Annotated in this window: 16 protein-coding genes, 1 tRNA gene and 1 pseudogene; 10 read left to right on the forward strand and 8 right to left on the reverse strand. The window is 59.9% G+C overall.

What is annotated here, in order from left to right; genetic code table 11:
* Positions 1 to 25: 25 nt before the first annotated feature.
* From DL86_RS10460 to rsmA, 3 genes are read left to right on the forward strand one after another with little or no spacing between them, the layout of a single operon-like run.
* Entirely contained in the window at positions 26 to 976 is a 951-nt protein-coding gene (locus tag DL86_RS10460) for a SurA N-terminal domain-containing protein (RefSeq protein WP_156964577.1), read from the forward strand.
* A 27-nt stretch (positions 977 to 1,003) separates the two neighbouring features.
* Positions 1,004 to 2,038, forward strand: a complete 1,035-nt coding sequence (pdxA, locus tag DL86_RS10465) for a 4-hydroxythreonine-4-phosphate dehydrogenase PdxA (RefSeq protein ID WP_036260999.1) — start codon at positions 1,004 to 1,006, stop codon at positions 2,036 to 2,038.
* On the forward strand, positions 2,023 to 2,880 hold the full coding sequence (gene rsmA / locus DL86_RS10470) for a 16S rRNA (adenine(1518)-N(6)/adenine(1519)-N(6))-dimethyltransferase RsmA (RefSeq protein ID WP_084572833.1): 858 nt from the start codon (positions 2,023 to 2,025) through the stop codon (positions 2,878 to 2,880). Before pdxA ends, rsmA begins: the two co-directional genes overlap by 16 nt.
* Before the next feature lie 18 nt (positions 2,881 to 2,898).
* Here rsmA and DL86_RS10475 read toward each other — a convergent pair whose 3' ends face one another.
* From DL86_RS10475 to DL86_RS10485, 3 genes are all read right to left on the reverse strand, one after another.
* The gene (locus DL86_RS10475; protein WP_245276337.1) at positions 2,899 to 3,600 is read right to left on the reverse strand and encodes an SGNH/GDSL hydrolase family protein; all 702 of its coding nucleotides are present in this window, start codon (positions 3,598 to 3,600) and stop codon (positions 2,899 to 2,901) included.
* Between the two features lie 80 nt (positions 3,601 to 3,680).
* On the reverse strand, positions 3,681 to 4,763 hold the full coding sequence (locus tag DL86_RS10480) for an OpgC family protein (protein WP_036261005.1): 1,083 nt from the start codon (positions 4,761 to 4,763) through the stop codon (positions 3,681 to 3,683).
* A 97-nt stretch (positions 4,764 to 4,860) separates the two neighbouring features.
* On the reverse strand, positions 4,861 to 6,480 hold the full coding sequence (locus DL86_RS10485; RefSeq protein WP_036261007.1) for a bifunctional ADP-dependent NAD(P)H-hydrate dehydratase/NAD(P)H-hydrate epimerase: 1,620 nt from the start codon (positions 6,478 to 6,480) through the stop codon (positions 4,861 to 4,863).
* A gap of 224 nt (positions 6,481 to 6,704) precedes the next feature.
* On the opposite strand from DL86_RS10485, the gene hspQ reads away from it, so the two are divergent.
* A complete protein-coding gene (gene hspQ, locus DL86_RS10490; RefSeq protein ID WP_036261010.1) occupies positions 6,705 to 7,034 on the forward strand; it encodes a heat shock protein HspQ in 330 nt (109 codons plus the stop codon).
* A 63-nt stretch (positions 7,035 to 7,097) separates the two neighbouring features.
* Here hspQ and DL86_RS10495 read toward each other — a convergent pair whose 3' ends face one another.
* The 3 genes from DL86_RS10495 to ssb all read right to left on the reverse strand — a co-directional run bounded on the left by DL86_RS10495 (position 7,098) and on the right by ssb (position 11,389).
* Positions 7,098 to 7,853 carry a potassium channel family protein gene (locus DL86_RS10495; protein WP_245276341.1) on the reverse strand — a complete coding sequence of 252 codons (756 nt, stop codon included), beginning with the start codon at positions 7,851 to 7,853 and terminating at the stop codon, positions 7,098 to 7,100.
* A gap of 81 nt (positions 7,854 to 7,934) precedes the next feature.
* On the reverse strand, positions 7,935 to 10,739 hold the full coding sequence (gene gyrA, locus DL86_RS10500) for a DNA gyrase subunit A (RefSeq protein WP_036261011.1): 2,805 nt from the start codon (positions 10,737 to 10,739) through the stop codon (positions 7,935 to 7,937).
* Positions 10,740 to 10,894: 155 nt separating this feature from the next.
* Positions 10,895 to 11,389 (reverse strand): single-stranded DNA-binding protein, encoded by a 495-nt coding sequence (gene ssb / locus DL86_RS10505; RefSeq protein WP_036261014.1) that lies wholly within the window; start codon positions 11,387 to 11,389, stop codon positions 10,895 to 10,897.
* A gap of 1,624 nt (positions 11,390 to 13,013) precedes the next feature.
* Between ssb and DL86_RS10520 the strand changes: the two genes are divergently transcribed.
* Positions 13,014 to 13,090: transfer RNA gene (locus DL86_RS10520), tRNA-Met, on the forward strand.
* Between the two features lie 30 nt (positions 13,091 to 13,120).
* Here the strand turns inward: DL86_RS10520 and DL86_RS10525 are convergent.
* Positions 13,121 to 13,393, reverse strand: a complete 273-nt coding sequence (locus DL86_RS10525; protein WP_036261021.1) for a hypothetical protein — start codon at positions 13,391 to 13,393, stop codon at positions 13,121 to 13,123.
* A 499-nt stretch (positions 13,394 to 13,892) separates the two neighbouring features.
* On the opposite strand from DL86_RS10525, the gene DL86_RS19240 reads away from it, so the two are divergent.
* The 5 genes and pseudogenes from DL86_RS19240 to DL86_RS19250 all read left to right on the forward strand — a co-directional run.
* A complete protein-coding gene (locus tag DL86_RS19240; RefSeq protein ID WP_162180420.1) occupies positions 13,893 to 14,672 on the forward strand; it encodes a glycoside hydrolase family 16 protein in 780 nt (259 codons plus the stop codon).
* 182 nt (positions 14,673 to 14,854) lie between these two features.
* Complete coding sequence (locus DL86_RS20815; RefSeq protein ID WP_036261024.1) at positions 14,855 to 15,133, forward strand: hypothetical protein; 279 nt, start codon at positions 14,855 to 14,857, stop codon at positions 15,131 to 15,133.
* Entirely contained in the window at positions 15,130 to 15,372 is a 243-nt protein-coding gene (locus tag DL86_RS19800; protein WP_036261027.1) for a hypothetical protein, read from the forward strand. The genes DL86_RS20815 and DL86_RS19800 overlap by 4 nt, the downstream gene beginning before the upstream one ends.
* Positions 15,373 to 15,842: 470 nt before the next feature.
* Complete coding sequence (locus DL86_RS10540; RefSeq protein WP_051953168.1) at positions 15,843 to 16,265, forward strand: PRC-barrel domain-containing protein; 423 nt, start codon at positions 15,843 to 15,845, stop codon at positions 16,263 to 16,265.
* A 246-nt stretch (positions 16,266 to 16,511) separates the two neighbouring features.
* A pseudogene (locus tag DL86_RS19250) lies at positions 16,512 to 16,666 on the forward strand (transposase); the annotation flags it as partial.
* A 144-nt stretch (positions 16,667 to 16,810) separates the two neighbouring features.
* Here DL86_RS19250 and DL86_RS10545 read toward each other — a convergent pair.
* The gene (locus tag DL86_RS10545; protein WP_084572836.1) at positions 16,811 to 20,896 is read right to left on the reverse strand and encodes a non-ribosomal peptide synthetase; all 4,086 of its coding nucleotides are present in this window, start codon (positions 20,894 to 20,896) and stop codon (positions 16,811 to 16,813) included.
* Positions 20,897 to 21,547: the final 651 nt, after the last annotated feature.

The raw sequence follows: 21,547 nt of genomic DNA on the forward strand, positions 1-21,547 counted from the left end.
CATCCAAAGATGGAGAGTTGAAACGATGCGGAAAGACGCGGACGCGCGCGGACCGAGCTTCTTCGCCAAGACCAGCTTTTCGACATTTCTGCTTGTTGCCGCGATGGCCGGAGGATCGCTTTTTTGCGCCGATCAAAGCCGCGCCCAAGCAATCCTCTCGAGCATCAACGGCGACCCGATCACGGATATCGACGTCGACGAGCGGATGAAGATGCTTCGCGTGCTGCGCAAGCCGGCGACGCGCGAGGCCGCGATCGAAAGCCTTTATTCGGACCGCCTCGAAATCCGCGAAGCGTCGAGATATGGCGTAAGACCCAAGGATAGCGACGTTTCGCAAGAAATCATCAAGGTCGCGCAAGGCTTGAAAATGGCGCCAGAGGCATTGGTCGCGGCGCTGCAACACGCCGGCGTGACGGCGGAGCATTTCAAGGATCATTTTAGCGCCGATTTCGCCTTCAATCTCCTGGTTCAAGCCCTGAACAAGGGGGTTGAGGCCAGCGAGGACCAGGTTCGCGCCGAACTCGCCAAACAAGGCGGCAAATCGGCCGCCGGCGCCGCCTATACGCTTCGGCAGATCATTTTTACCCTGCCCAATTCCGCCTCGGTCGCGACCGTGACTGAGCGCGCCCGCGAGGCCGAGCAATTGCGGACGCGCTTTGCCGATTGCGAGGCCGGCCTGCCGATGGCGCGCGCGCTGAATGATGTGACGGTGCGCGATCCTCTGATCAGGACCTCGCCCGAACTCAGCGAGGGCCTGCGCCAATTGCTCGACAAGACGCCCGTTGGCCATCTGACGCCCCCACAACGCTCGAGTTCGGGCATTGAAATGGTCGCCCTCTGCAACAAGGATACGGCCAAGGACGACACCGCAGTGCGCACGGCGATCTCGCAGAAGCTTCTCTCCGGGCTTATCGCCGCAGACAGCGAACGCCGCCTGAAGGAATTGCGCGCGCGCGCCGTGATCGTAAAACATTGATGGCGACGCATTGACCCCAAGATCTTGATGGCGAGCCCCACGCCGGCAAAACGTTCCCTGCTTGCCCTGACCCGAGGCGATCCCTCGGGCATCGGGCCCGAACTTGCCCTAAAGGCTTGGGCGCAGTCGCATCGCGACCCCGACGCGCCGCCGTTCCTCATCGCCGCTGAGCCCGATCATCTCGCAGAGCTCGCGAAAAAATTAGGGTTGAACGTCCCTATCGAGAGCGTCGACGCCGACGCCGCCGCGGACGCGTTCGCCCATGCGCTGCCGGTGCTTGCATCAAACAGTTCTGTCGCTGGAAGGCCCGGCGCGCCGGATGAGCGAGACGCCGCCGGGACGATCGCCTCGATCGAGACCTGCGTGCGCCTTGTCCAGGCCGGCAAGGCCTGCGCCATCGTCACCAACCCAATCGCCAAGGAGGTTCTTTACCGGGCGGGCTTTGCTCACCCAGGCCACACCGAATTCCTGGCGCATCTGAGCGAAAGCCTGTTCGGGCAAACCGCGCGCGCGGTGATGCTGCTGTGGTCGCCCGAACTCGCCGTCGTCCCGGCGACCATCCATGTTCCGCTGGCGCGCGTCCCAACGCTGTTGACCCGCGCGCTTCTGATCGAGACCGGGTTGATCGTCGCCCGCGATCTCAAAAGCCGCTTCGGCGTCGACAGTCCGCGCCTCGCCTTCACCGGCCTCAATCCCCATGCCGGCGAAGGCGGCGCGATGGGGCGCGAGGAAATCGACATTATTGCGCCAGCGCTCGAAGCGCTCGCCGCCGCGGGCGTCGCTGTCAGCGGACCGCATCCGGCCGACACCTTGTTCCACGCCGCCGCCCGGCGCGGCTATGACGCGGTCATCGCCATGTATCACGATCAGGCGCTGATCCCGATCAAGACGCTCGCTTTCGAGAGCGCGGTCAACGTCACCTTGGGCCTGCCCTTTGTGCGCACGTCGCCCGATCACGGCACGGCTTTCGACATCGCCGGCAAGGGGGTCGCCAATGCGGCGAGCCTCATCAATGCGCTACATCTCGCCGGCCGATTGGCGCAGCCGTGCCAAGCCAGCTAGGCGATCTTCCGCCGCTGCGCGACATCGTCGCCAAACATGGCCTCGCCGCGAAAAAGTCGCTCGGCCAGAATTTCCTCTTCGACCTCAATCTCACCGGTCGCATCGCCCGCGCCGCTGCTCCGCGCACCGCAGCCGCAATCATCGAGGTGGGGCCAGGCCCGGGCGGCCTGACGCGGGCGCTGCTTGCCGAAGGCGCGCAAAAAGTGATCGCCATCGAGCGCGACGAGCGCTGCCTTGCGGCGCTCGCCGAAATCGCCGTGCATTATCCTGGCCGCCTCGACATCATCTCCGGCGATGCGCTGGAGATCGACCTGGCGGCGCTCGTCGGCGACGCGCGACCCGCGCGGATCTGCGCCAACCTGCCCTATAATATCGCCACCGGCCTTCTGACGCGCTGGGTCGAGAGCGAACCCTGGCCGCCATGGTTCGACCGTCTCGTCCTGATGTTCCAGCGCGAAGTCGCCGAACGCATCGTCGCAAGCCCAGCGCAACGCGCCGCCTATGGCCGCCTCGCCGTTCTGTGCAATTGGCGTTGCGAAACCCGCATTCTGTTCGATATTTCGCCTGCGGCTTTCACGCCGCCGCCGAAGGTCACCTCCGCCCTGGTCGAGCTCACGCCCCGTGCAGAGCCGCTTCCCTGTCAGGCGAAGCTGCTTTCGGAGATCACCCAAGCAGCCTTCGGCCAGCGCCGGAAAATGCTGCGCCAATCGCTCAAAGCGGTCGCTCAAGCCGACGCGATGGAGCTGCTGGCCCGCGCCAACATCGCGCCGACGGCGCGTGCGGAGGAAATCGATATAGCAGGCTTCGCCGCGCTGGCGCTGGCGCTTGAGCGTATGCGTTGAGCGGCAACGGCCCGCCGTTCAATCCTTCGTCGGCCGAACCCCTTTGACAAACAAGCTGACGATAACCGCATGGGCAACATGTTCGGCCATGCACTGATAGCCAAGATCGTTCAGATGGAAATTATCGCGCGACATGAGTTCCAAATTGGCATGGGCCTTGGCGATGAACCGCATGGCGTCATAGCGGCGCACGTAAAGGATGTTCTCCTCGGCGGCGATGCGCTGGAGACTGTCGCGGATCGCAGAATAATTCGCATCGCGGGCAAAACGCGTGGTGTATTGCTGTCCGACAAGAACAACGTCGATCCGGTTTTCCTTGAGCCAGCCGATTGTCGAGCGGACAGTGGCCTCGAAATCCCCCGGATCGATGCGGGCGAGCGCATCATTGGTCCCCAATTGCCAAAGAACGAGATCCGGACGATTGATTACGACTTCGCTCTTGACGCGCTCAGCGGTGGTCTCCGCGACTTCTCCGGTGACGCCGCGATTGATGATCTCGATATCGACGCCTTTTAGGGCGTGTTCGAGAATCTGCTCGAGCTGCGAGGAATAGCTCTTGCCATTCGACGGCGCGCCAACCCCAGAGGTCGAGGACGAGCCAATCGCCAGGATGCGCACCGTCCGGCGCTCTTGCAGCGCCGCAGCGACATTGGGAAGCGAGGCGGGAGCGGCGATATCGCTCGCAGGGACGTAGCATGACGCGCTAAGCGGCGGCGCCATCGCGGGCGCGGGCGCTTCTTCAGCACTAGAAAACGCGCTTGCGAAGATTGCGAACGCGAGGGCAAGAGCAGTTCGCTCCGCTAATCCGCCAGTGGCTTTTCGCGCCATTCCGATGCCCATGCCACAAGACCCATCAAGAAGAACCCTAGGATAACGATGAATGCATCGGTCGCAACATGTCCGCCATAGACGAAGCGGAAGATTTGACCAGTGAGGCTTAAAATGGACCCGGCGCAGAAGACATTCAGCGAATTACGCCCAAGCAGGGAGAGAAAAGCAGAAGAGCGCGGCAGCCAACTGCGGATCGTTGCAAAGGCCCCGGCAAAAAGGGCCATCAAAGCCATGCTATGAATGAGCCGCGCCGGCGACAGAAACGTCTTGTCGAACATGAAGAACAGGCGCGGAGCGGGGAACTCGATCGGGGCAGGCGAAAAATCCATTATCGCCGCCCCGGCGCCGATTACAACAATCGGCAGGGCAAGACCGCGCAGAATGCGGTGATGACGTCGCGCAAAGGCGCCGAGGCCATCTTCCCCAGCGACGACAAAGCCGAGAATAAAAATGAGCTGCCAAGCCAAAGGATTGAAGAACCAGGTTCCCTCGACTGGCCAGGTCGGGAAATTCACTCCGAACGCAAGCGCGCCGATATAGATCGCGAGCGAAGCCGGCAGCAGAAGCGGCCTAGCACTGCGTTGCGTAAGCGCGATAAGCGGCGCACAGGCCATCAAGACGACGTAGAGCGGCAAGATGTTGAAATAGCCGAGCTGATGCGTGAGCAGAACGAGCCCAACGTGAGCCCTGACGGGATCGTTGAAGACGGCCGAGGCATTGTGCCAATCGAGGAGGAATGGCGCGTCAAGAACAATCGTAGCCGCCGCGAGAAGAGCGATCGCGATTTCTGTGATGACCGTCTGCGCGACATAAACACGCAAGGCGCGGCTTTCGAGCCGCAGAATGAGCGCCCCCTTGGAGCGCCCGCTCGCTGGGCCTTCAACGAGCTTACGCAGCGCACAACCAGCGAGAAACACGAAAAGCTCGGCGGAGTCGGAAAGCGACACATTGCGAAATGTGAAGCGTTCGAAATAGAGACCCGGAACATGATTGACGAAAATTGTGAGAAGCGCGAAGCCGCGCCAGAAATCGATCTCATTTGGTATGCGCATGACTTTTTTCGAGATTCCTCGCGTCTCGCTACCTGGCAGGCATCCCGGCAACTGGGCCTCCCGCCAAATTTGAAAGGTCATCGCCGACCGGCGGCTTTCAGGCCCGCCGCAACATCAGGCTCTCGAACAAAACGCGCAAGACCGGCGGCAGATTTTCGGGAATATCTTCCGCAATCAATCCAGGGCCAAACTGGCGAGCCGAGGCGCCATGCAGCCAGACGGCAGCCGACGCCGCCTCGAAAGGCGGCATGGATTGCGCCAGAAGTCCCCCAATAATTCCCGCCAGCACGTCGCCCGACCCCGCGGTGGCGAGCCAGGGCGGCAGATCCTCCGCAATGCTCGCGCCGCCACCCGGATGCGCAACGACGGTGTCGGCGCCTTTCAGCAGGACGACAGCGCCGCTCAAAGCCGCCGCCGCGCGGACCCGTTCGAGTTTGGACGGCGAATGCAACGCGGCCAAACGCGCGCGCAAGATCTCGGGGTCCGGCTCGCGCTTGCGCCATGCGTCTGCGACATCCGACGTCAACATGCCGAAGAGGCGCGCGAATTCGCCATCATGAGGCGTCAGGACGACCGGCGCGCCCGACGCCTCAATCGCTTGCGCAAGGCACAAGGCGTCGCCTTCGAAACTTGTCAGCGCATCGGCGTCGAGCACAATGGCGCGGCGCGCCTCCGGAGATTTCGCATCGGCTTCAAGCGCGGCCAGCGCGAAATCCCGCGTCGCCGCGCCGACCCCCAATCCGGGACCCATGACGAGGGCGTTCTTGCGGCGATCCTTGAGGAGGTCGGCAAGCTCGTCCGGCGCATCGCAAAGGCGGGTCATGACAGCGGTCAGCGCCGCCGCATGGACGCCAAGCGCCTCCCTTGGCGTCGCAACGGTGACCAGTCCCGCCCCCGCGCGCAAGGCGCCGCGCGCGGCAAGCCGCGCCGCGCCGGTATGCGCCAGCCCGCCGGAAAGGACGAGGGCGTGACCGCGCGAATATTTATGGCCATCGACGCGCGGAACTGGGAAATGGCTTTTCCAGATCGCCGGCCCATTGGCCAGAGTCTGGGGATTGATTATCGACAGAACGGATTCCGCAATTCCAATATCGGCGATCACAGTCCGCCCGCAATGCAGGCGACCCGGCAGCAGGAGATGGCCGGGCTTGCGCCGAAAAAACGTGACCGTGCGCTCCGCCTGGACCGCCACTCCGCGAATCTGGCCGCTTGAGCCGTCAATTCCAGAAGGAACGTCGATGGAAAGGATAGGCTTTCCGGACGCGCGCGCCCATTCATTGAGCCGCAGGACCGCAGCTTTGGCGCTCCCATCGAGATCGCGCGCGAGACCCGCGCCGAAAAGCGCGTCGATGGCGAGATCGGCGCCATCAAGACTTAGCTCGTCGATCGCGGAGACATCGCCATTCCAGGCATTAGCGGCGCAAGCCGCGTCGCCGCGCAACGCGTCGAGGCGACCAAGCAGACCGAGCGCAATGAAAAAGCCCCGCGCGGCGAGGAGGCGCGCGGCGACGAAGCCGTCTCCGCCATTGTTGCCCGGCCCGCAAAAAATAACGATGCGGCCTTGGCGCGGAGCAAGAAGCTCGGCCTCTCGCGCCACAGCGGCGCCGGCGCTTTCCATCAGGAAAGATCCAGGCGGCCCAGCGGCAATGGTCAGCCGGTCGGCGGCGGCCATTTCCATATTGGTCAGAAGCTCGGGCTTTGAGGCGTCAGGCGACATGGAAAACCCGTGACGGCGAGAGAGCGCAGAAGGCGGCAAGCCCGGCGGCGATGAAGCCATCTTGGAGGCAAATCCAGATCAATGCTGCTTTCATGGCGCCGTCAAGTTGACATGGCAATCAGCGGCGGCTAACCGAAAAGGTCCCGAAAGATGCGCCCTGCTGCTCACGTCGTTTGGCCGTCGTTCTTTTTCAGCGCGGTGCTTGTGGCGGCGAACGACGCATCATGAAACCAACTATTGCAAAGTTCTGTATAGGCCAGGTGGTCAAGCACCGGAAATATCCATTCCGCGGGATTATCTACGACGTCGATCCAGTGTTTTCGAATACTGACGAATGGTGGCTCTCGATCCCCGCGGACGTGCGGCCGCGCAAGGATCAGCCCTTTTATCATCTCTTCGCCGAAAACGCCGAGACTGAATATGTCGCCTATGTTTCGGAGCAAAACCTTCTGCCCGACACCTCTGGCGATCCGGTCCGCCACCCGCAGGTCGACAAGATGTTCGTGCGGGCCGACGACGGCGGCTACCAAATCAGGACCACACGCCTGAACTAAAGCGTTTCCCGATCAGATGGAGTCGTCTGATCGACATTTTCGGAGCATGCTCTGAAGGCTCAGTTATTTGCGACGGTCTTCAAGCTCAAGGGTCACCAGTCGGGCCAGAAGCGTCGCCGGATAGAGCTGGCCGATGATCGCTTCGAGATTGCAAAGGCTGCGCGCTGCCGGATGCACCGGCAAAATATCCCCGTAGCCAATCGTGGTCAGCGTCACGAAGCTAAAATAGATCAGATTGCTGGCGACTTCCGGACTGTTCTCAACAGACAAACCCTTGAATGCATTGGGCGCCAGCAAACCAACAAATGTGAACAGCGCCACAAAGGTCAGTCCGATCGTCAGATAGAGCAAAACAGCCCCGTTGACGCGATGATAGGTTATCCGGCCAGGCGCAAAGACCGCGCGGGCGATGACGAAGATAAGCAAGACATTCATGGCGAGGGTTGCTCCAGCCTCGAGAAACAGGTCGAGATTGGAAGGAAGCTTCAATCGAAGAAGCACTGCCGCGGCGGCGAGGCCGACGGCAAGCACAATCACCAAGATCGCCATCAACCTCTTTGACTGGACAAGGACGCAGCTCGCTAGCAAGAGCACGATGGCAAAACCGTTCCCTTGCGCCGAAATGACGCCAGTCGCGTGGAGGGGCAGGATCACGAAAATCAGAAACGCCAGCAGTATCGTCAGCACGCTAAGAGTGGGATCGTGAATCTGATCCCGCACGCGGCCGAGGCGCTTTTTTACATCGCCGTCCATTGCCCGGATCCGCTGGCCTCGGCCAAGCCGAGGGCGCTGCGCGATCCCGCCATCTTGCTCAACCATCTTGCTCAAGACGCTCCATGCGCTGTTCGGAATTTACGCCGCCGCATTTCAGTTATCGGCATGAGTGAATTTCTGCCGCCTTCATGCGCCGCCCGCGTCGCCGCCTTCCTCGCCGCGGGGCTCCTCGTCGTCGCTTCTGGCGGCGTCATCCTCGGTGATGCGCTCCACGGCCACGACCTGCTCCGCCGCAGCGGTGTCGAAGACGATGACGCCCTGCGTTCCGCGGCCTGCGACGCGAATGCCGTCGACCGGGCAGCGGATCAACTGGCCGCCATTCGTCACCAGCATAATCCCATCGCCGTCTTCGACCGGCATCGAGGCGATGAGCTTTCCGTTTCTTTGATTGACCGCCATCGCGACGATGCCTTTGCCGCCCCGCCCGGTGATGCGATATTCGTAGGAAGATGTCCGCTTGCCGAAACCATTCGATGAAATAGTCAGAATGATCTGCTCGGCGGCCGACATTTCGGCATAGCGCTCCGGGCCAAGGGTCGAGGCGATTGATGGCTCCTCCCCCGCGGCCTCGTCTCCGGCCGCCTGCCCGCCGGCTTCGGCGCTGGCTTCAGCGGCGCCTTCGCCGGCCTCTGGAGCCGCTTCGCCCGCAACGGCGCGGCGCATTTTGAGATAGGCTATCCGTTCGCCGCTATCCGCCTCGATGTGGCGGAGAATGGCCAGCGAAATCACGCGATCGCCCTCGCCGAGCGCGATGCCGCGCACGCCCATCGAATCACGGCCTTTGAAGACCCGCACATCGGTGACCGGGAACCGGATGCATTGGCCGTTCGCCGTGGTCAAAAGGACATCGGCGGTTTCAGTGCAAATCTGGACATCGACGATTTCCTCCCCGTCGTCGAGCCGCATCGCGATCTTGCCGGCGCGATTGACCTGGGCGAAATCGGACAGCTTGTTGCGCCGCACGGTGCCGCGCGTCGTCGCGAACATGACGTCCTGGGTCTCCCAGACCGCCTCATCCTCGGGCAAAGGCATGATGGTCGTGATCGTTTCACCCTGGTCGAGCGGCAGGATGTTGACCAGCGCCTTGCCGCGCGCCTGCGGCGCCGACAAAGGCAGCCGCCAGACCTTTTCCTTGTAGACTTGGCCGCGCGAGGAAAAGAAAAGGACCGGCGCATGCGTCGAGGCGACAAACAAGCGCGCCACGAAATCTTCGTCCCGCGTCTGCATGCCGGATCGGCCCTTGCCGCCGCGCCTTTGCGCGCGATAGGTCGCGAGCGGGACCCGCTTGATATAGCCAAGGTGCGACACGGTCACGACCATGTCCTCCCGCTGAATCAAATCCTCATCCTCGACGCCGGCGGCGCTGTCGAGGATGATGCTGCGCCGAGGCGTCGCATAGGCCGTTTTCACCGCGATCATTTCGTCCTTGACGATGCCGAAAAGACGCGCGCGCGAACGGAGAATTTCGAGATAGTCCGCGATCTCGACGGCGAGCTTGTTCAAGGCCTCGGCGATCTCCTCGCGGCCGAGCGCGGTGAGGCGTTGCAGCCGCAATTCGAGGATCGCCCGCGCCTGGGCCTCTGAAAGGCGGCAGGCGCCATCCTCGCCGAGAATATGGCGCGGGTCGGCGATCAGCGTGATCAGCGGCGCCATGTCATGCGCCGGCCAGGCGCGCGCCATCAGGGCCCCGCGGGCCTCCGCCGCATCTTGCGAGGTCCGAATAAGACGAATGACTTCGTCGATATTCGCCACCGCGATGGCGAGGCCGACCTGCAGATGCGCGGCGTCCCGCGCCTTGTTCAAAAGGTGCTTGGTGCGCCTTGTGACCACTTCCTCGCGGAAATCGATGAACGCGGTGAGAAAGTCCTTCAGCGTCAGGACTTCCGGCCGGCCGCCGTTCAAGGCGATCATGTTGCAGGCGAAGCTCGATTGCAGCGCCGTAAAGCGCCAAAGCTGGTTGAGCACCACGTCGGCGACCGCATCGCGCTTCAGTTCGATGACGATGCGCATCCCCTGTCGATCGGATTCGTCGCGAAGGTCGGAGATCCCCTCGATGCGCTTCTCGCGGACGAGATCGGCGATCTTCTCGATCAAGGTCGCCTTGTTGACCTGGTAGGGGATCTCGGTGACGATGAGCGCTTCACGCTCCTTGCGGATTTCCTCGACCTCGACCTTCGCCCGCATGAGCACCGAACCGCGCCCGGTGAGATAGGCGGAATGGATGCCCGCCCGTCCGAGAATGGCGCCCCCGGTCGGAAAGTCGGGCCCCGGCACAAAGGCCATCAGGTCTTCGATGCTCATGTCGGGCCGATCGATCAAGGCGATCACCGCGTCGATCACTTCGCCGAGATTATGCGGCGGGATGTTGGTGGCCATGCCCACGGCGATGCCGCCAGCGCCATTGACAAGGAGATTTGGAAACCGCGCCGGCAGCACGACCGGCTCGCGCTCCTTGCCGTCGTAATTCGGCTGAAAATCGACCGTGTCAGAATCGATGTCTTCAAGCAGCGCCAGAGCCGGGCGCGCGAGACGGGATTCCGTGTAGCGCATGGCGGCCGGGGGATCGCCATCGACGGAGCCGAAATTGCCCTGTCCATCGATCAAGGGCAGGCGCATCGAGAAAGCCTGCGCCATGCGGACCAGCGCATCATAGATCGCGCTATCTCCATGCGGATGATATTTGCCCATCACGTCGCCGACGATGCGAGCGCATTTCACATAGGGGCGATCGGGCGTGTAATTGTTCTCGTTCATTGAGAACAGGATCCGCCGATGCACCGGCTTCAACCCGTCGCGCACGTCGGGCAGCGCCCGACTGACGATGACGCTCATTGCGTAATCGAGATAGCTCCGGCGCATTTCGTCGGAGATGGAAACAGGCCTGATGTCAGAGCCAGGCGTATGGGAACCGGTGTCGTCAGTATCGGCCAAAGCGGTCGAATCCAGAATATGAGAGAATATTTCAGCCTATCGAAGACCGTCGGAAAACGCCAGATCCGCAGCGGCGGAACTTCAAAGGGCGAGCGGTTGAGGCGGCGTTTTGCGCCGCCCCCGGTTCCCCTGCCCCGAACGAAATGGGACGGCCGCTAAAATGGAATATCGTCGTCGATCATGTCGCCAAGGCGGCTTGCTCCCGCGCTCGCGGGACGCCGCTCCGCCGGCGCCGAGCGGCCGGAGCTCGAGGGTTCGAAACCGCCGCTCCGATCCGCATCGGCGGACTCGCCGCGACCGCGGCTATCCAAAAGAGTCAGTTCGCCGCGAAAGCGTTGAAGAACGACTTCCGTCGTCTTGCGCTGATTGCCGTCGCGATCGGTATATTCGCGCGTCTGCAATTGGCCTTCAATGTAAATCTTGGAGCCCTTCTTGCAATACTGCTCGGCAATCTTGCCCAGATTCTCATTGAAGATCACGACATTATGCCATTCGGTCCGGTCCTTGCGCTCGCCCGAAGCTTTGTCGCGCCACGATTCCGTCGTGGCCAGACTGAAGCTCACGACGGGATCGCCTGCGCCTGTGCGGCGCACTTCCGGATCGCGGCCAAGATTGCCGACGAGTATGACTTTGTTGACGCTCCCCGACATGAACTCTCTCCCTTAAACCGAAACCAAACCGCCGATGAATTAAGCCTGAGATTATGACCTCGCACATCCTTATCCGATTGGCGTGGCTTGCCGCGCCGGATGCTCGCGTTGTCCACGAAAATCGAACCAACCCTATGTTCTTTTTTTGTTCTAGCACCCTGCTCCCGCCGAGGCAAGGCGAGCATAGGCGGATATGAGCGCAACGACGCGCGGCCTAGGTTCAGCGATTGCGCTTTGGCCAATTAGTCGAATAGCATCAGCAATCTCGCGGCAAATCAATTCTACCATTCAGCCCGATCAGATCCACGCAAGCGATCGGCGGCATGGATGCGTGGGCAAGATGTATCGAGACAGCTTCCGCAAAGCGTTTTCAGTTCGCGCCGGCCCCGGCTCGAAGAATGATTCGGTTGAAGTGGAATCGCCAGGATTGACCGAAGGGAGCGGATGACTCCCATCCGTTTGGGTGGCTTATCCACCAGCTCTTTGATTTTACAAGCTAATGAGCTTTAATTCCAGCGCCCTAAGCGTCTGGATCGGACGACAAGCGACGCGATAAAAGACGTGACTTGCATTGATTTCTTTGAAAGCTCATAAGGCGCAAGTGCAAGTTATCCGAGTACTCGAAACGCGAACCCATTCGATGCGGCGCGCCTGTCAGCCTCGGGTTTATATGCGCCGCTCTTCTTTCCCTCAGGCGACGCGCGCTTCCCGGTATCTTTTGGAAAATCTATGAAACGTCAGCCCAAACCATTCGCGGTCGAGATCAAGCGCTCGCGCCGTTCTCCTAGCCCATTATCTCCCTCGCCTGCGGGGGACCCCGAGAGAGGGAGGCATGAGCCCGCTGAGCCTGCTTTCCTTGAAAAAGTCTCCCATCCTTCGTCATGCGACGCCGACCTGGTGGTTCCTGCCTTTCTTCAACAGGATAAAGGATCTCGCAGGCCTGTCTCCAAGCCAACCTCCCAAGAATCCCTCTGGGAAGTCTTCAAGGATAAAACCCAAGTCTTCGCGTCCGCGTCCCCCCAAAATGCCGAGCCTCAACCTTCCAGCGACCGCGCCCCGCCGCGCATCCTGCAGAGCCTCGATCTCGTCGAACGCGTCGAACCAGAACCTCAGGTGAAGCCAGAACGGCAAGTCCGCCGGCAAAAGGAAAACATGCGCGCTGAAGCCGCCTCTAGTGGCGAAGCGGACACAGGTTCGAGCCGGGAAAATGCGGCGCGGCGAAAGCCCGCAACCGCGACGCGATTGAAGCCGGTCAAAGAACGCGCCGCGACGGCGCTGAACAGCCACGCGGCGCAGCAAAAATCTAAGCCAGCGGGAGCTGTTGTCGCCGCCCCTATTCTAGTAGTCGATCCGGCGCATAAAGATCCGGAGCCGCGCTCAATTCGCGTGCGAGCCTTCTTGAAGCGAGGCCGCGAGGATGTCGCTGCTCTCCCACCCGGCCAGCGCTGGAAGCGCCGGCTTCATCCCAGCGCCCGCTAACGGCCGAAGCTCCATCTTCCCGAACTTGGAAGGATCCCTTGCCAGGCGACTCTACTCTTACCGTTACCGCCGCGCTTTCGGCCATAAGGGCCGGAGAGACTTCCAGTTCTTGCCCTCTGCTGCTACAAGCCAAGTTCGCCTTTGACGCGGGGTGGAGCAGCCCGGTAGCTCGTCAGGCTCATAACCTGAAGGTCACAGGTTCAAATCCTGTCACCGCAACCATCTCAACTTGCTATGCCTCGGCCCTTGCGGCTAGGGTTTGCTCTTAAGCGAAACCGCAAGGATTCCAAAAAGGTCGCCTCGTACGTCGACCTGTAATTCGCCGCTTTCTGGCGCTGCGACGATTGCCTTCACTAACGATCGCAGAACCTCACCGGCTTCGAGCGGCTTGGCCTCGGCTTCCTCTTGCAATGCGTCGTATAGCTCGGCGGCCGGGATTCGGCAAAAGTTGGCCATCTCCGCGTTCCCTACAATCAAGGGAGCAAAGTTCAACGCCGATTGAACGGCTTGGAGCGCCTCGCGCATTACGGTTCACGAGGGTGCTCGGGCCCCTCGGCGTTGAAGTGAAGAACCCCACACGATCTGTAGGCCGACGCCGAGGATTCGCGCGGCGTCCGAGCCGCGGACCGACATCGTAAATCTCGGCCAGCGCCATCCTTCGACGGGCTCTATAGATGCCAGTTTTGATCGGGATCGCGCGATTGACGCGCAAGCCTTCACAGCGAAGCAGCGTCAAAGTCTGAGCAAAACGGGAGAGGCGCAGCCATGGCAAACCCTTCGAGGAGATGTTTGCCATGTTGAATCAGAACTTCGCCAATTCAGGAATTGACCGCGTCAGTCAAATAAGCGGGAACTTGGCGCAAGATTCAAACTTGATCATCCGACAAGCTAAGCCACCGACAGGATACGATATTGACATATATTATTATATCACTATTAACATGGTATATTCATCACTCTGCACAAAGAGACGATCGATATGCCAGTCAGGAATTCAATCCGTTTTTGGATGGCGCCCATACTGGTGACAGTTGCCCTTCCAATTACGGAGCAAGCCAAGACTGCAACCATCATATTCGACCCGAACAACCCTGCCGCCTCTGGCTATACTAAGGTCTTCGAAGACCAGTTTAGCGGCTATTCGCTCGACACGACCAAGTGGAGTACGGGTTGGGCCTGGAGCCAAGGCGCCGGAACAAACAGCACTTACCCAAATGATGAAGCTCTACCATCCAATATTTTCCTAAAAAACGGCGTCGCCCATTTCGCAGTCACCAAAGGGCCGACGCCATCCGGGCTGCGATATGGTTCCGCGGTGGCGACAACCTATGGCAAATTTGCGCAGGCTTATGGCTATTGGGAAGCGGGCATACAGATGCCAACGAATGCCCATGGGATATGGCCTGCTTTCTGGTTGGTTCCTACTGATTTCAGCTGGCCGCCGGAAATAGATATCATGGAATGGCTTGGTAAAGAGCCAACTGTTGATTACATGACGCTTCATTACCGAGAAAATGGAATTCATAAGCAAGTAGGCGCAAATTTTAATGACAAAAGTGTCTCAACAGGCTATCATAAACTAGGCATGTTGTGGACGCCAACGTCTGTGACATGGTATATAGATGGAATTCAGAGATCTACGACAAACATCGGGATACCAACAAAGAAAATGTACATTATTCTTAACAATGATACAGGTGGATGGGACGGAAATATTGTAGATTCTACAACCGTATTTCCATCAATTCTCGGTGTGTCCTACGTGCGGGTATTCAAGGCCCCTAGCTATAATGTTGCGAACTGATTTAGAGCGCTTTCGGTTTCGGCGGAATTAGAAAGCAGCTCTGGGTCTTTATTTGGTCGCATTTTCTTAACGCAACCGGTTTCCACCTCGCTCGAAAATGCTCCAGTGGATCGAATCTAACGCTCGGTAAGACGGAGTCGGGAGAACCAGGCGCACAGGCAGCGCTTCGAGCGCGCTCCAGCATGACCGCACCCGATCACGCGCTGCATCGGTTCAAAGTTCTTCTTGCATCGAAAGGAGCGTCCATACATGCCGTGTGGAATCGCGGCAAGACAGCGCTCTCCTTGTGGCGCCCGCCCATCGAGGCGCGCCATCTTGGTGGAGACGCTCATCTCGTCGATGAAAGTCAGCCTCGCCGGATCGAGACCGAGCTGGCTTCCGGACCAGTCCTCTCGTCGCTTCAGGACGTCGGGCCGATCCTGCTCGCTCACGTCGGCGGTCTTTTGCGCGTCAGCTTGTGACGCTTGCAGAAGCGCCAAAGCGCAGCGACGCTCGGCTGCGCCAGCCGCGCCTTCAGCTCCGGCAGGGTGATGTCGGGCATCTCGACAAGAAGAGCGCGGATGAGATCGCCGTGCTGCTCGGACCGCCGCGACAGCCGATCGCCGCCTCGCGGCTTGGGACGCGCATCGCCACTCGAACCGCGCAGCGCCTGCCACCGGATCCGCTCGACACGCTGATCCAGAACCGCGCCGCAGCCTGACGGCACGAAAATCCTTCGTCAATGGCGGCCAGGAGACGGGAGCGAAGATCGAAAGAAAGAGACGCGGGCATCAAGGCCGGCCTCCTTCGTCAGCCCTCATCCTGAATCAGGTCAAAGCCGATTCGGGAATCCCTAACCCCGATTCAATCAGACCGAATACCGCTCTAGCGCCCCGATTTCACCAACTGCAATCGGTCACAGGCCAACGCCAAGCATATGCTTTCGTCCGTTCAAAACGGCGCCAAACAGCGTTGACACCACGGACATCCATTACCGTTTCGAGCGCAACAAATTCATTCCACCCGCCTGTTTTCTCATCAACAAACGACGAAGCAAGAGGTTCACAGAAGAGCTGAATCCGATGAAATCTCATGTTGTTGGGCCTGACACGTCGAGGGGAACTAATGTCTTGCGGCGACGTTTGCGAGCCGACCCCAACATGGTGTCGCAATAGCAAAGGAGATCTCATTATGATCAAGAAGATCGCTTTGTCCGCTTTGATCGTCGCATCCGCTGGCGGCCTTGCTTTCGCTGAAATGGCGACCACCAAAGACCCTGCGACGGGACGCTCAGTCGTGACCAATCCTTCGTCGTCGCTGTCGACGAGCCGTTGGCTCGCCTCCGAAGTCTACAAAGCCGATATCTATGATCCCGGCGAACACAAGATTGGAGATATCACCGATCTCATTATCGATAGCAACGGCAACATCACAGCCGCAATCATCGGCGTCGGCGGGTTCCTTGGCGTTGGTCAAAAGGACGTCGCGATCCCCTTCAAGGATCTCAAGGTATCGACGCGCAATGGAAAGGATTGGCTTGTCCTCAATCGCACCAAAGACGAGCTGAAGGCCGCCCCCGCCTATGACAAAAGGTCCGAGATAAACAAGATGTAGCAGGCGATCGCCACCAACGCCTGTTCGACGCGTTGGCTCATAATTTCAGCCATCGCTACGGAAGAGCGTGGCTAGCAGAGCCAATCCAACTTGCGCATCCGGCCATGCGGCGCAATTCGGGTGTAGCCAGGCACCGAAGAGCGCAACGCATAGGACTCGCGGAAAATAGATCTAGGGGCGCAGCGGCGGCATCAAAGGCTTGTGATCCACCCTCGTTGAACTGGTCCACCCTGAAGGAGGACCGCAATGCCAAGAACGCGTCACAAGCCAGAAGAGATCGTCGCCAAGCTGCGACACGTGGACGTATCTGTTTCACAGGGGCGGTCTGTGGCGGACGCCGTTCGCGCCATTGGCGTGTAGCCGATGTGACTTACTATAGGTGGCGGCAGGAAGCGGCAGGTTCATGTATTGTATCAAATAGCCGCGTTGCTCGACATGGCGGGAGCGATAAGAGTGTCGCTCCCGCGTGGTTTGGCCATGATCGCCCAATTTTACGACCGGATCGGCGCACCGCGGGCGCAAAAAACAAATCACAATTTCGACGCTTAAACCGCTCTTTGCGTCTCTTGCGCCCCATCGACCCGGTCAAGCAAGGGCTGCATCGTTTCGGCGATGGCGCTTGGTCCGCCATTTTTGAACATTTCGCCGTGCCAGCCAGGAATGCGGTGAAGCATGAGGCGCCCCTTCACGAGATTTGTCCAGCCCATGCCTGGCTCGGTAAATCTTGTGCTGATAATGTCGCTTTGCAATATGAGGACGTCGCCTTCCGTCGCGGATAGGCAATAATTGTCTCGCGCTTCGGCCAAGTGGCGCAGAAACCATTGATCCTCCCCATCGTCCTTGCCTTTTGGCTTTTCCTTGATGAGATGGAGGCCAACCGCCAAGTCAAGGATCTTGCTCTTGCGGACCAGCCGGTAGGACGCGAGAAGTTCGCCAAACGACATGGCGCCCTTGCGGATTTCCATGAATTGATGGCGAAGGACATGGATGCGAAAGGCCGCCTCGGCAAAAAAGCGCTTGTGGAAGGGTAGCTTTCTGACGTAGCCGGGCGCCCAAGCGTCGGCCATTATGACCAGTGGAACTGTTTCCCCCTGCTGCTTGAGTTGCCGCGCCGCTTCATAGGCAATGATCCCAGCCACGCAATAGCCGAACAGGATATAGGGGCCATGCGGCCGCATCTCCTGGATGAGGCGGACATAGTCGGCCGCGATCTCGCTCAGGCAGCGGGCGGGCAATGGGCGTGGATCGTCCGGATCGAACAACGTCACTCCAAAAAAGGGCCGATCCGCTCCAATCTTATTCGCAAGATTATAGTAGAGCATGGCGTCATTGATGGCGATGACCGGCGTCTTGTCGCCTTCGGGTTGGATCCGGACAGTGCGCCACGACTCCGTCTCGCCTTGAATGCCGGACAAATACGCGGCGAATTCCCGCAAGGTCGGCGCCTTGAACAGAGCCAGCACGCTGATCTTGACGCCAAAATTTCTGGAGACGCGAGAGACCAGCCGCGTGGCCATCAAGGAATGCCCGCCAAGCTCGAAGAAGTTTGAGGCTGGCGTGACGTCCTCGACAGCGAGAACGTCACGCCAAATCTCGGCCAGCGCGCGTTCTGTCTTCGACCATTCGATAGGAGAGACCGGAGCCTTGGCGGGCTCGGCCGGCTGCGGCAGCGCCCGCCGGTCGACCTTGCCATTCGGCGTCAGAGGAAACGAATCCAATATGACAATGGCCGAGGGAATCATGTGTTCAGGAAGCCGCGCGCGCAATGCCTCGATTACCGCCGCGCCGCAGGCGTGGCGCTTGTCGGCTGGCGCCGCTTCGACCAGCTTCAGATAAGCGACAAGGCGTTTTGTCGGACTATCTTCGAGCCTAACTACGATGGCGTCGGCGACGCGGGGATCGAGATTCAACGTCTTTTCAATTTCGTCGAGTTCGACGCGCTTGCCGTTGATCTTGACCTGGCGATCCGTGCGGCCGAGGAAAACAATCTGCCCATCGGCGCGCCGGCGCGCCATGTCGCCGGTCAGATAGAGTCGGTCCTCCGCGCTTTTGGCGAGGGGACTAGGGATGAACTTTTCGTTGGATAGGTCCGGCCGGTTGAGATAGCCGAGCGCCAATCCTTGGCCGCCGACGCAAAGCTGGCCGCTCTCGCCATTTTTGACCGGCTTCAGGTCCGGTCCCAAGAGATGGACGTCGGTCTCGGCGATCGGAAGGCCGATCGGGAGATCTCCCTCGCCCCATCCATCGCGCGGAATCTCAAAACAGGTGCTGAAGGTCGTATTCTCGGTCGGGCCGTAGCAATGGATCAGCCGCGTTTCCGGCAGTCCCGCCAGCGCTTTTTGGATGTGTGTTGACGAATAGACTTCCCCGCCCGTGAGGATCCGGTGGAGTGGGCGCAGGCCTTCGAGTTGGTCGTCGACCAGCGCATTGAACAGACCCGTCGTGAAAAAAGCCGTTGTCGCGCCGTAACGCTTGATCGCCTCGGCAATTTCGTCGAGCGTCGGGCGCGGTTCGCGAATAATCCCTACGGCCCCGCCATTCAGCAAGGCGCCCCAGATTTCGAAGGTGCTCGCGTCGAAGGCCAGCGGCGCCGCGTGAAGGAAGATTTCATCGGGTCCAAAATGCGCATAATCTTGCCCGCTCACCAATCGCGCGATGCCGCGATGCGGGATCATCACGCCCTTCGGCCGCCCGGTCGAGCCGGACGTGTACATCAAATAGGCGAGGGCGTCTGGATTCGCATCGCGTTGAAGCGCGGCGTCGCTTTCGCGAGAAGCCGCCGCGAGGAACGAATCAAGGTCCGCGAAATGATGGCCCGTCGGGCCTGCGGCCAGCGACTCCTGCTGCGCCAGCGCGAGCGCCGGACGGCAATCGTCGATCATGAAGGCGAGGAAATCCTTTGGGTAACTCGGGTCCAGAGGAACATAGGCGGCGCCGGCCTTCAAAATGCCGAGCATCGCAATGATGGCGTCGGTTGAGCGTTGCGCGAGCAGCCCGACAAAATCGCCAGGCTGAACGCCAAGCGTCTGCAAGCGTCTCGCGCATTGGTTCGAGCGCCGATCAAGTTCGCGATAGGACAAGGCGTTCGCCCCATCGAAGATCGCCGGTTCGTCGCCCGCTATTTGCGCGCGCGCTGAAAAAAGCGCGTCGACTGATTGGGCGGCTAAGGAGCTCGTCGGCGCGAAGGCGTCAACCCGCCCACCAGTGGCGCTCATAGCCCCCATGCTTGGAGCGCCGGCGTTTGTCGCGCGGTCGGCCGCCGCTGGCAAGGTCAACGCCGACAACTTCAAATTAGGTGTGGAGAAGCCAAATTCGAAGGCGGCAGCCATAGAGGCGACAAGGCGCTCCGCTGTGCTCTTCTCAAAAAGATTGGGATTGTATTCCAGCGCGATGCGCCAGCCATTGGGCCAATGAGCCAGGAAAAAATTAAGATCGTAGATCGCGCCCGTGGATGCCGAGGGATGGCCGGTGAGTTCAAAATTGCCGTATACGTGACGATGAATAACGTCGCGAAATACGGTGAAATTGACGGAGGCGAGCGGATTGCGGTCGAAGTCGCGCACTGGGTTCAAGATTTCGACCAGCTTAGCGAATGGCACCTGGCGGTGAAGCAGCGCTTCCTGCACCGTTTCATTCACTCTTTGTAGCAATTCCTCGAAAGTCGGATCGCCGGATGCATTGAAACGCAGCACCAAATTATTGATGAATGGGCCGATCATGTCCTCAAGATCGATATGGTCGCGGCCAGCGCTTTGCGTTCCGAGCACGATGTCCGACTTGTCGGTGAAGCGGCGGAGCATTGCAACGATGACGGCGCATCCGAACACGAACACCGTCACGTCGCGCTGGCGGCCGATCTGGTCAATTTGATTGCCGATCTCCGGCGTCAGCACGACGGCCGTGATCTCGCCGCCAGCGGACTGCCCAGGCGTCCTTTCATGGTCCAGTTGAACTTCAAAGTAAGGCGCCCCTTGCAATTTGCTTTTCCAATAGGCAATCGATGCGTCGAAGTCGGCGCTGGCGAAATAGGCTTCCTCCCAGCGGCAATAATCGCCATATTGCATTGGCAATTCGGGCAGGGGGATGGGCTTGTCGGCGTCCAGCGCCTCGGCGATCAGGCCGAACTCATGCGCGATGACGCTGATGGACCAGCCATCGAAAGCGAGGTGGTGAACAGTCACCGTTATGAACGCCCGATCGGGCGCCAGGCGAAGCAATGTGGCGCGGATCAGCGGCAATTTCTCGATGTTGAAAGACTGGCGCGCTTCGCTCCGGACGATCGCCATCGCGTCATCGAGGCGGTTCGCCTCGGGGATGATCGTCAGGTCGACGACGGAAAGCTTGAAGTCGTAATGATCCGCCACCGCCTGCACGGGTTCGCCATCTTTTTCGACGATTCTCGTTCTCAGCATTTCGTGACGATCGATGATCGTCTGAAATGCCCGCTCGATCGTCGAAGGGCTGAAGCGCCCCTTGATCTCCCAGCGCAGCGCGATATTGAAAGCTGGATTGCCCGGATTGAGCGAATCCATGAACCAGAAGGGCTCCTGAGCGGCCGAGCACGGAAAAATCTGCTCGCCGGTCCCGGACGAATTCGCATCGTGCGCCCCGGACATGTTCTGTAAACTCATAATGTAAATTCCTTTTGTCTAAACTCCCCGCGGGCGCTATTGCGTCTCAAACCAGCGCACAGCGGATCTCGCTCGTGTCCGACGCTTTTTTTCCAACGGCGCATTGCGCCGGTCCAAAGCGGTCCCCAGCCGCCGGAGACAGGTTCCGATTGAAAAAATCGATCGGAACATGTTGCAGCTCTCCAGAGTTTGAGCTGCTCCTTTCCCGATCGGGACGAGTCCATCCGATCGACGATCGCCGTAGAGGCCAAAGATCTGATCGACTAACCAACGTCTCCGGCTAAGCTCCAGCAGTGTTGCTAAAAGGCCCCCGAAAAACCTCTCTAACAACACCCCCTCTTATGAGTAGTGTTATTTTTCATAATATGTTTATTATTATTGTTATTTTTACAAGATGCCCCATATTCTTCACACAAAAGCCATCTGGATCATCTATACTCCAATCGCGCTTAAAGGCAAAGGTCCCTATAGCCGCGGCCGCGGCGCCGGGGGATATTTCCGCTAGGGAGTGGTCTTATCGGGAGCGCCGCCTTAATGATGCCTGCCACATCGCCATCGGCGCAATCATCGCTCACTCGCCCCGACGAATTGATCGAGGGGCGCCATTAGGGTAGACTGTCAAAGAATTGGATCGGTGGGCGCTCGACATCG

This window comes from Methylocapsa aurea (genome assembly GCF_000746085.1).
Classification (GTDB): domain Bacteria; phylum Pseudomonadota; class Alphaproteobacteria; order Rhizobiales; family Beijerinckiaceae; genus Methylocapsa; species Methylocapsa aurea.

What these genes read in the sequence shown, in the direction of transcription:
- DL86_RS10460 (WP_156964577.1), top strand. Translation starts at nt 26, where the DNA reads ATGCGGAAAGACGCGGACGCGCGCGGACCGAGCTTCTTCGCCAAGACC.
- pdxA (WP_036260999.1), top strand. Translation starts at nt 1,004, where the DNA reads ATGGCGAGCCCCACGCCGGCAAAACGTTCCCTGCTTGCCCTGACCCGA.
- DL86_RS10475 (WP_245276337.1), bottom strand. Translation starts at nt 3,600, where the DNA reads ATGGCGCCGCCGCTTAGCGCGTCATGCTACGTCCCTGCGAGCGATATC.
- DL86_RS10480 (WP_036261005.1), bottom strand. Translation starts at nt 4,763, where the DNA reads ATGCGCATACCAAATGAGATCGATTTCTGGCGCGGCTTCGCGCTTCTC.
- DL86_RS10485 (WP_036261007.1), bottom strand. Translation starts at nt 6,480, where the DNA reads ATGTCGCCTGACGCCTCAAAGCCCGAGCTTCTGACCAATATGGAAATG.
- hspQ (WP_036261010.1), top strand. Translation starts at nt 6,705, where the DNA reads ATGAAACCAACTATTGCAAAGTTCTGTATAGGCCAGGTGGTCAAGCAC.
- DL86_RS10495 (WP_245276341.1), bottom strand. Translation starts at nt 7,853, where the DNA reads ATGGTTGAGCAAGATGGCGGGATCGCGCAGCGCCCTCGGCTTGGCCGA.
- ssb (WP_036261014.1), bottom strand. Translation starts at nt 11,389, where the DNA reads ATGTCGGGGAGCGTCAACAAAGTCATACTCGTCGGCAATCTTGGCCGC.
- DL86_RS10525 (WP_036261021.1), bottom strand. Translation starts at nt 13,393, where the DNA reads ATGCGCGAGGCGCTCCAAGCCGTTCAATCGGCGTTGAACTTTGCTCCC.
- DL86_RS20815 (WP_036261024.1), top strand. Translation starts at nt 14,855, where the DNA reads ATGACCGCACCCGATCACGCGCTGCATCGGTTCAAAGTTCTTCTTGCA.
- DL86_RS10540 (WP_051953168.1), top strand. Translation starts at nt 15,843, where the DNA reads ATGATCAAGAAGATCGCTTTGTCCGCTTTGATCGTCGCATCCGCTGGC.
- DL86_RS10545 (WP_084572836.1), bottom strand. Translation starts at nt 20,896, where the DNA reads ATGAGTTTACAGAACATGTCCGGGGCGCACGATGCGAATTCGTCCGGG.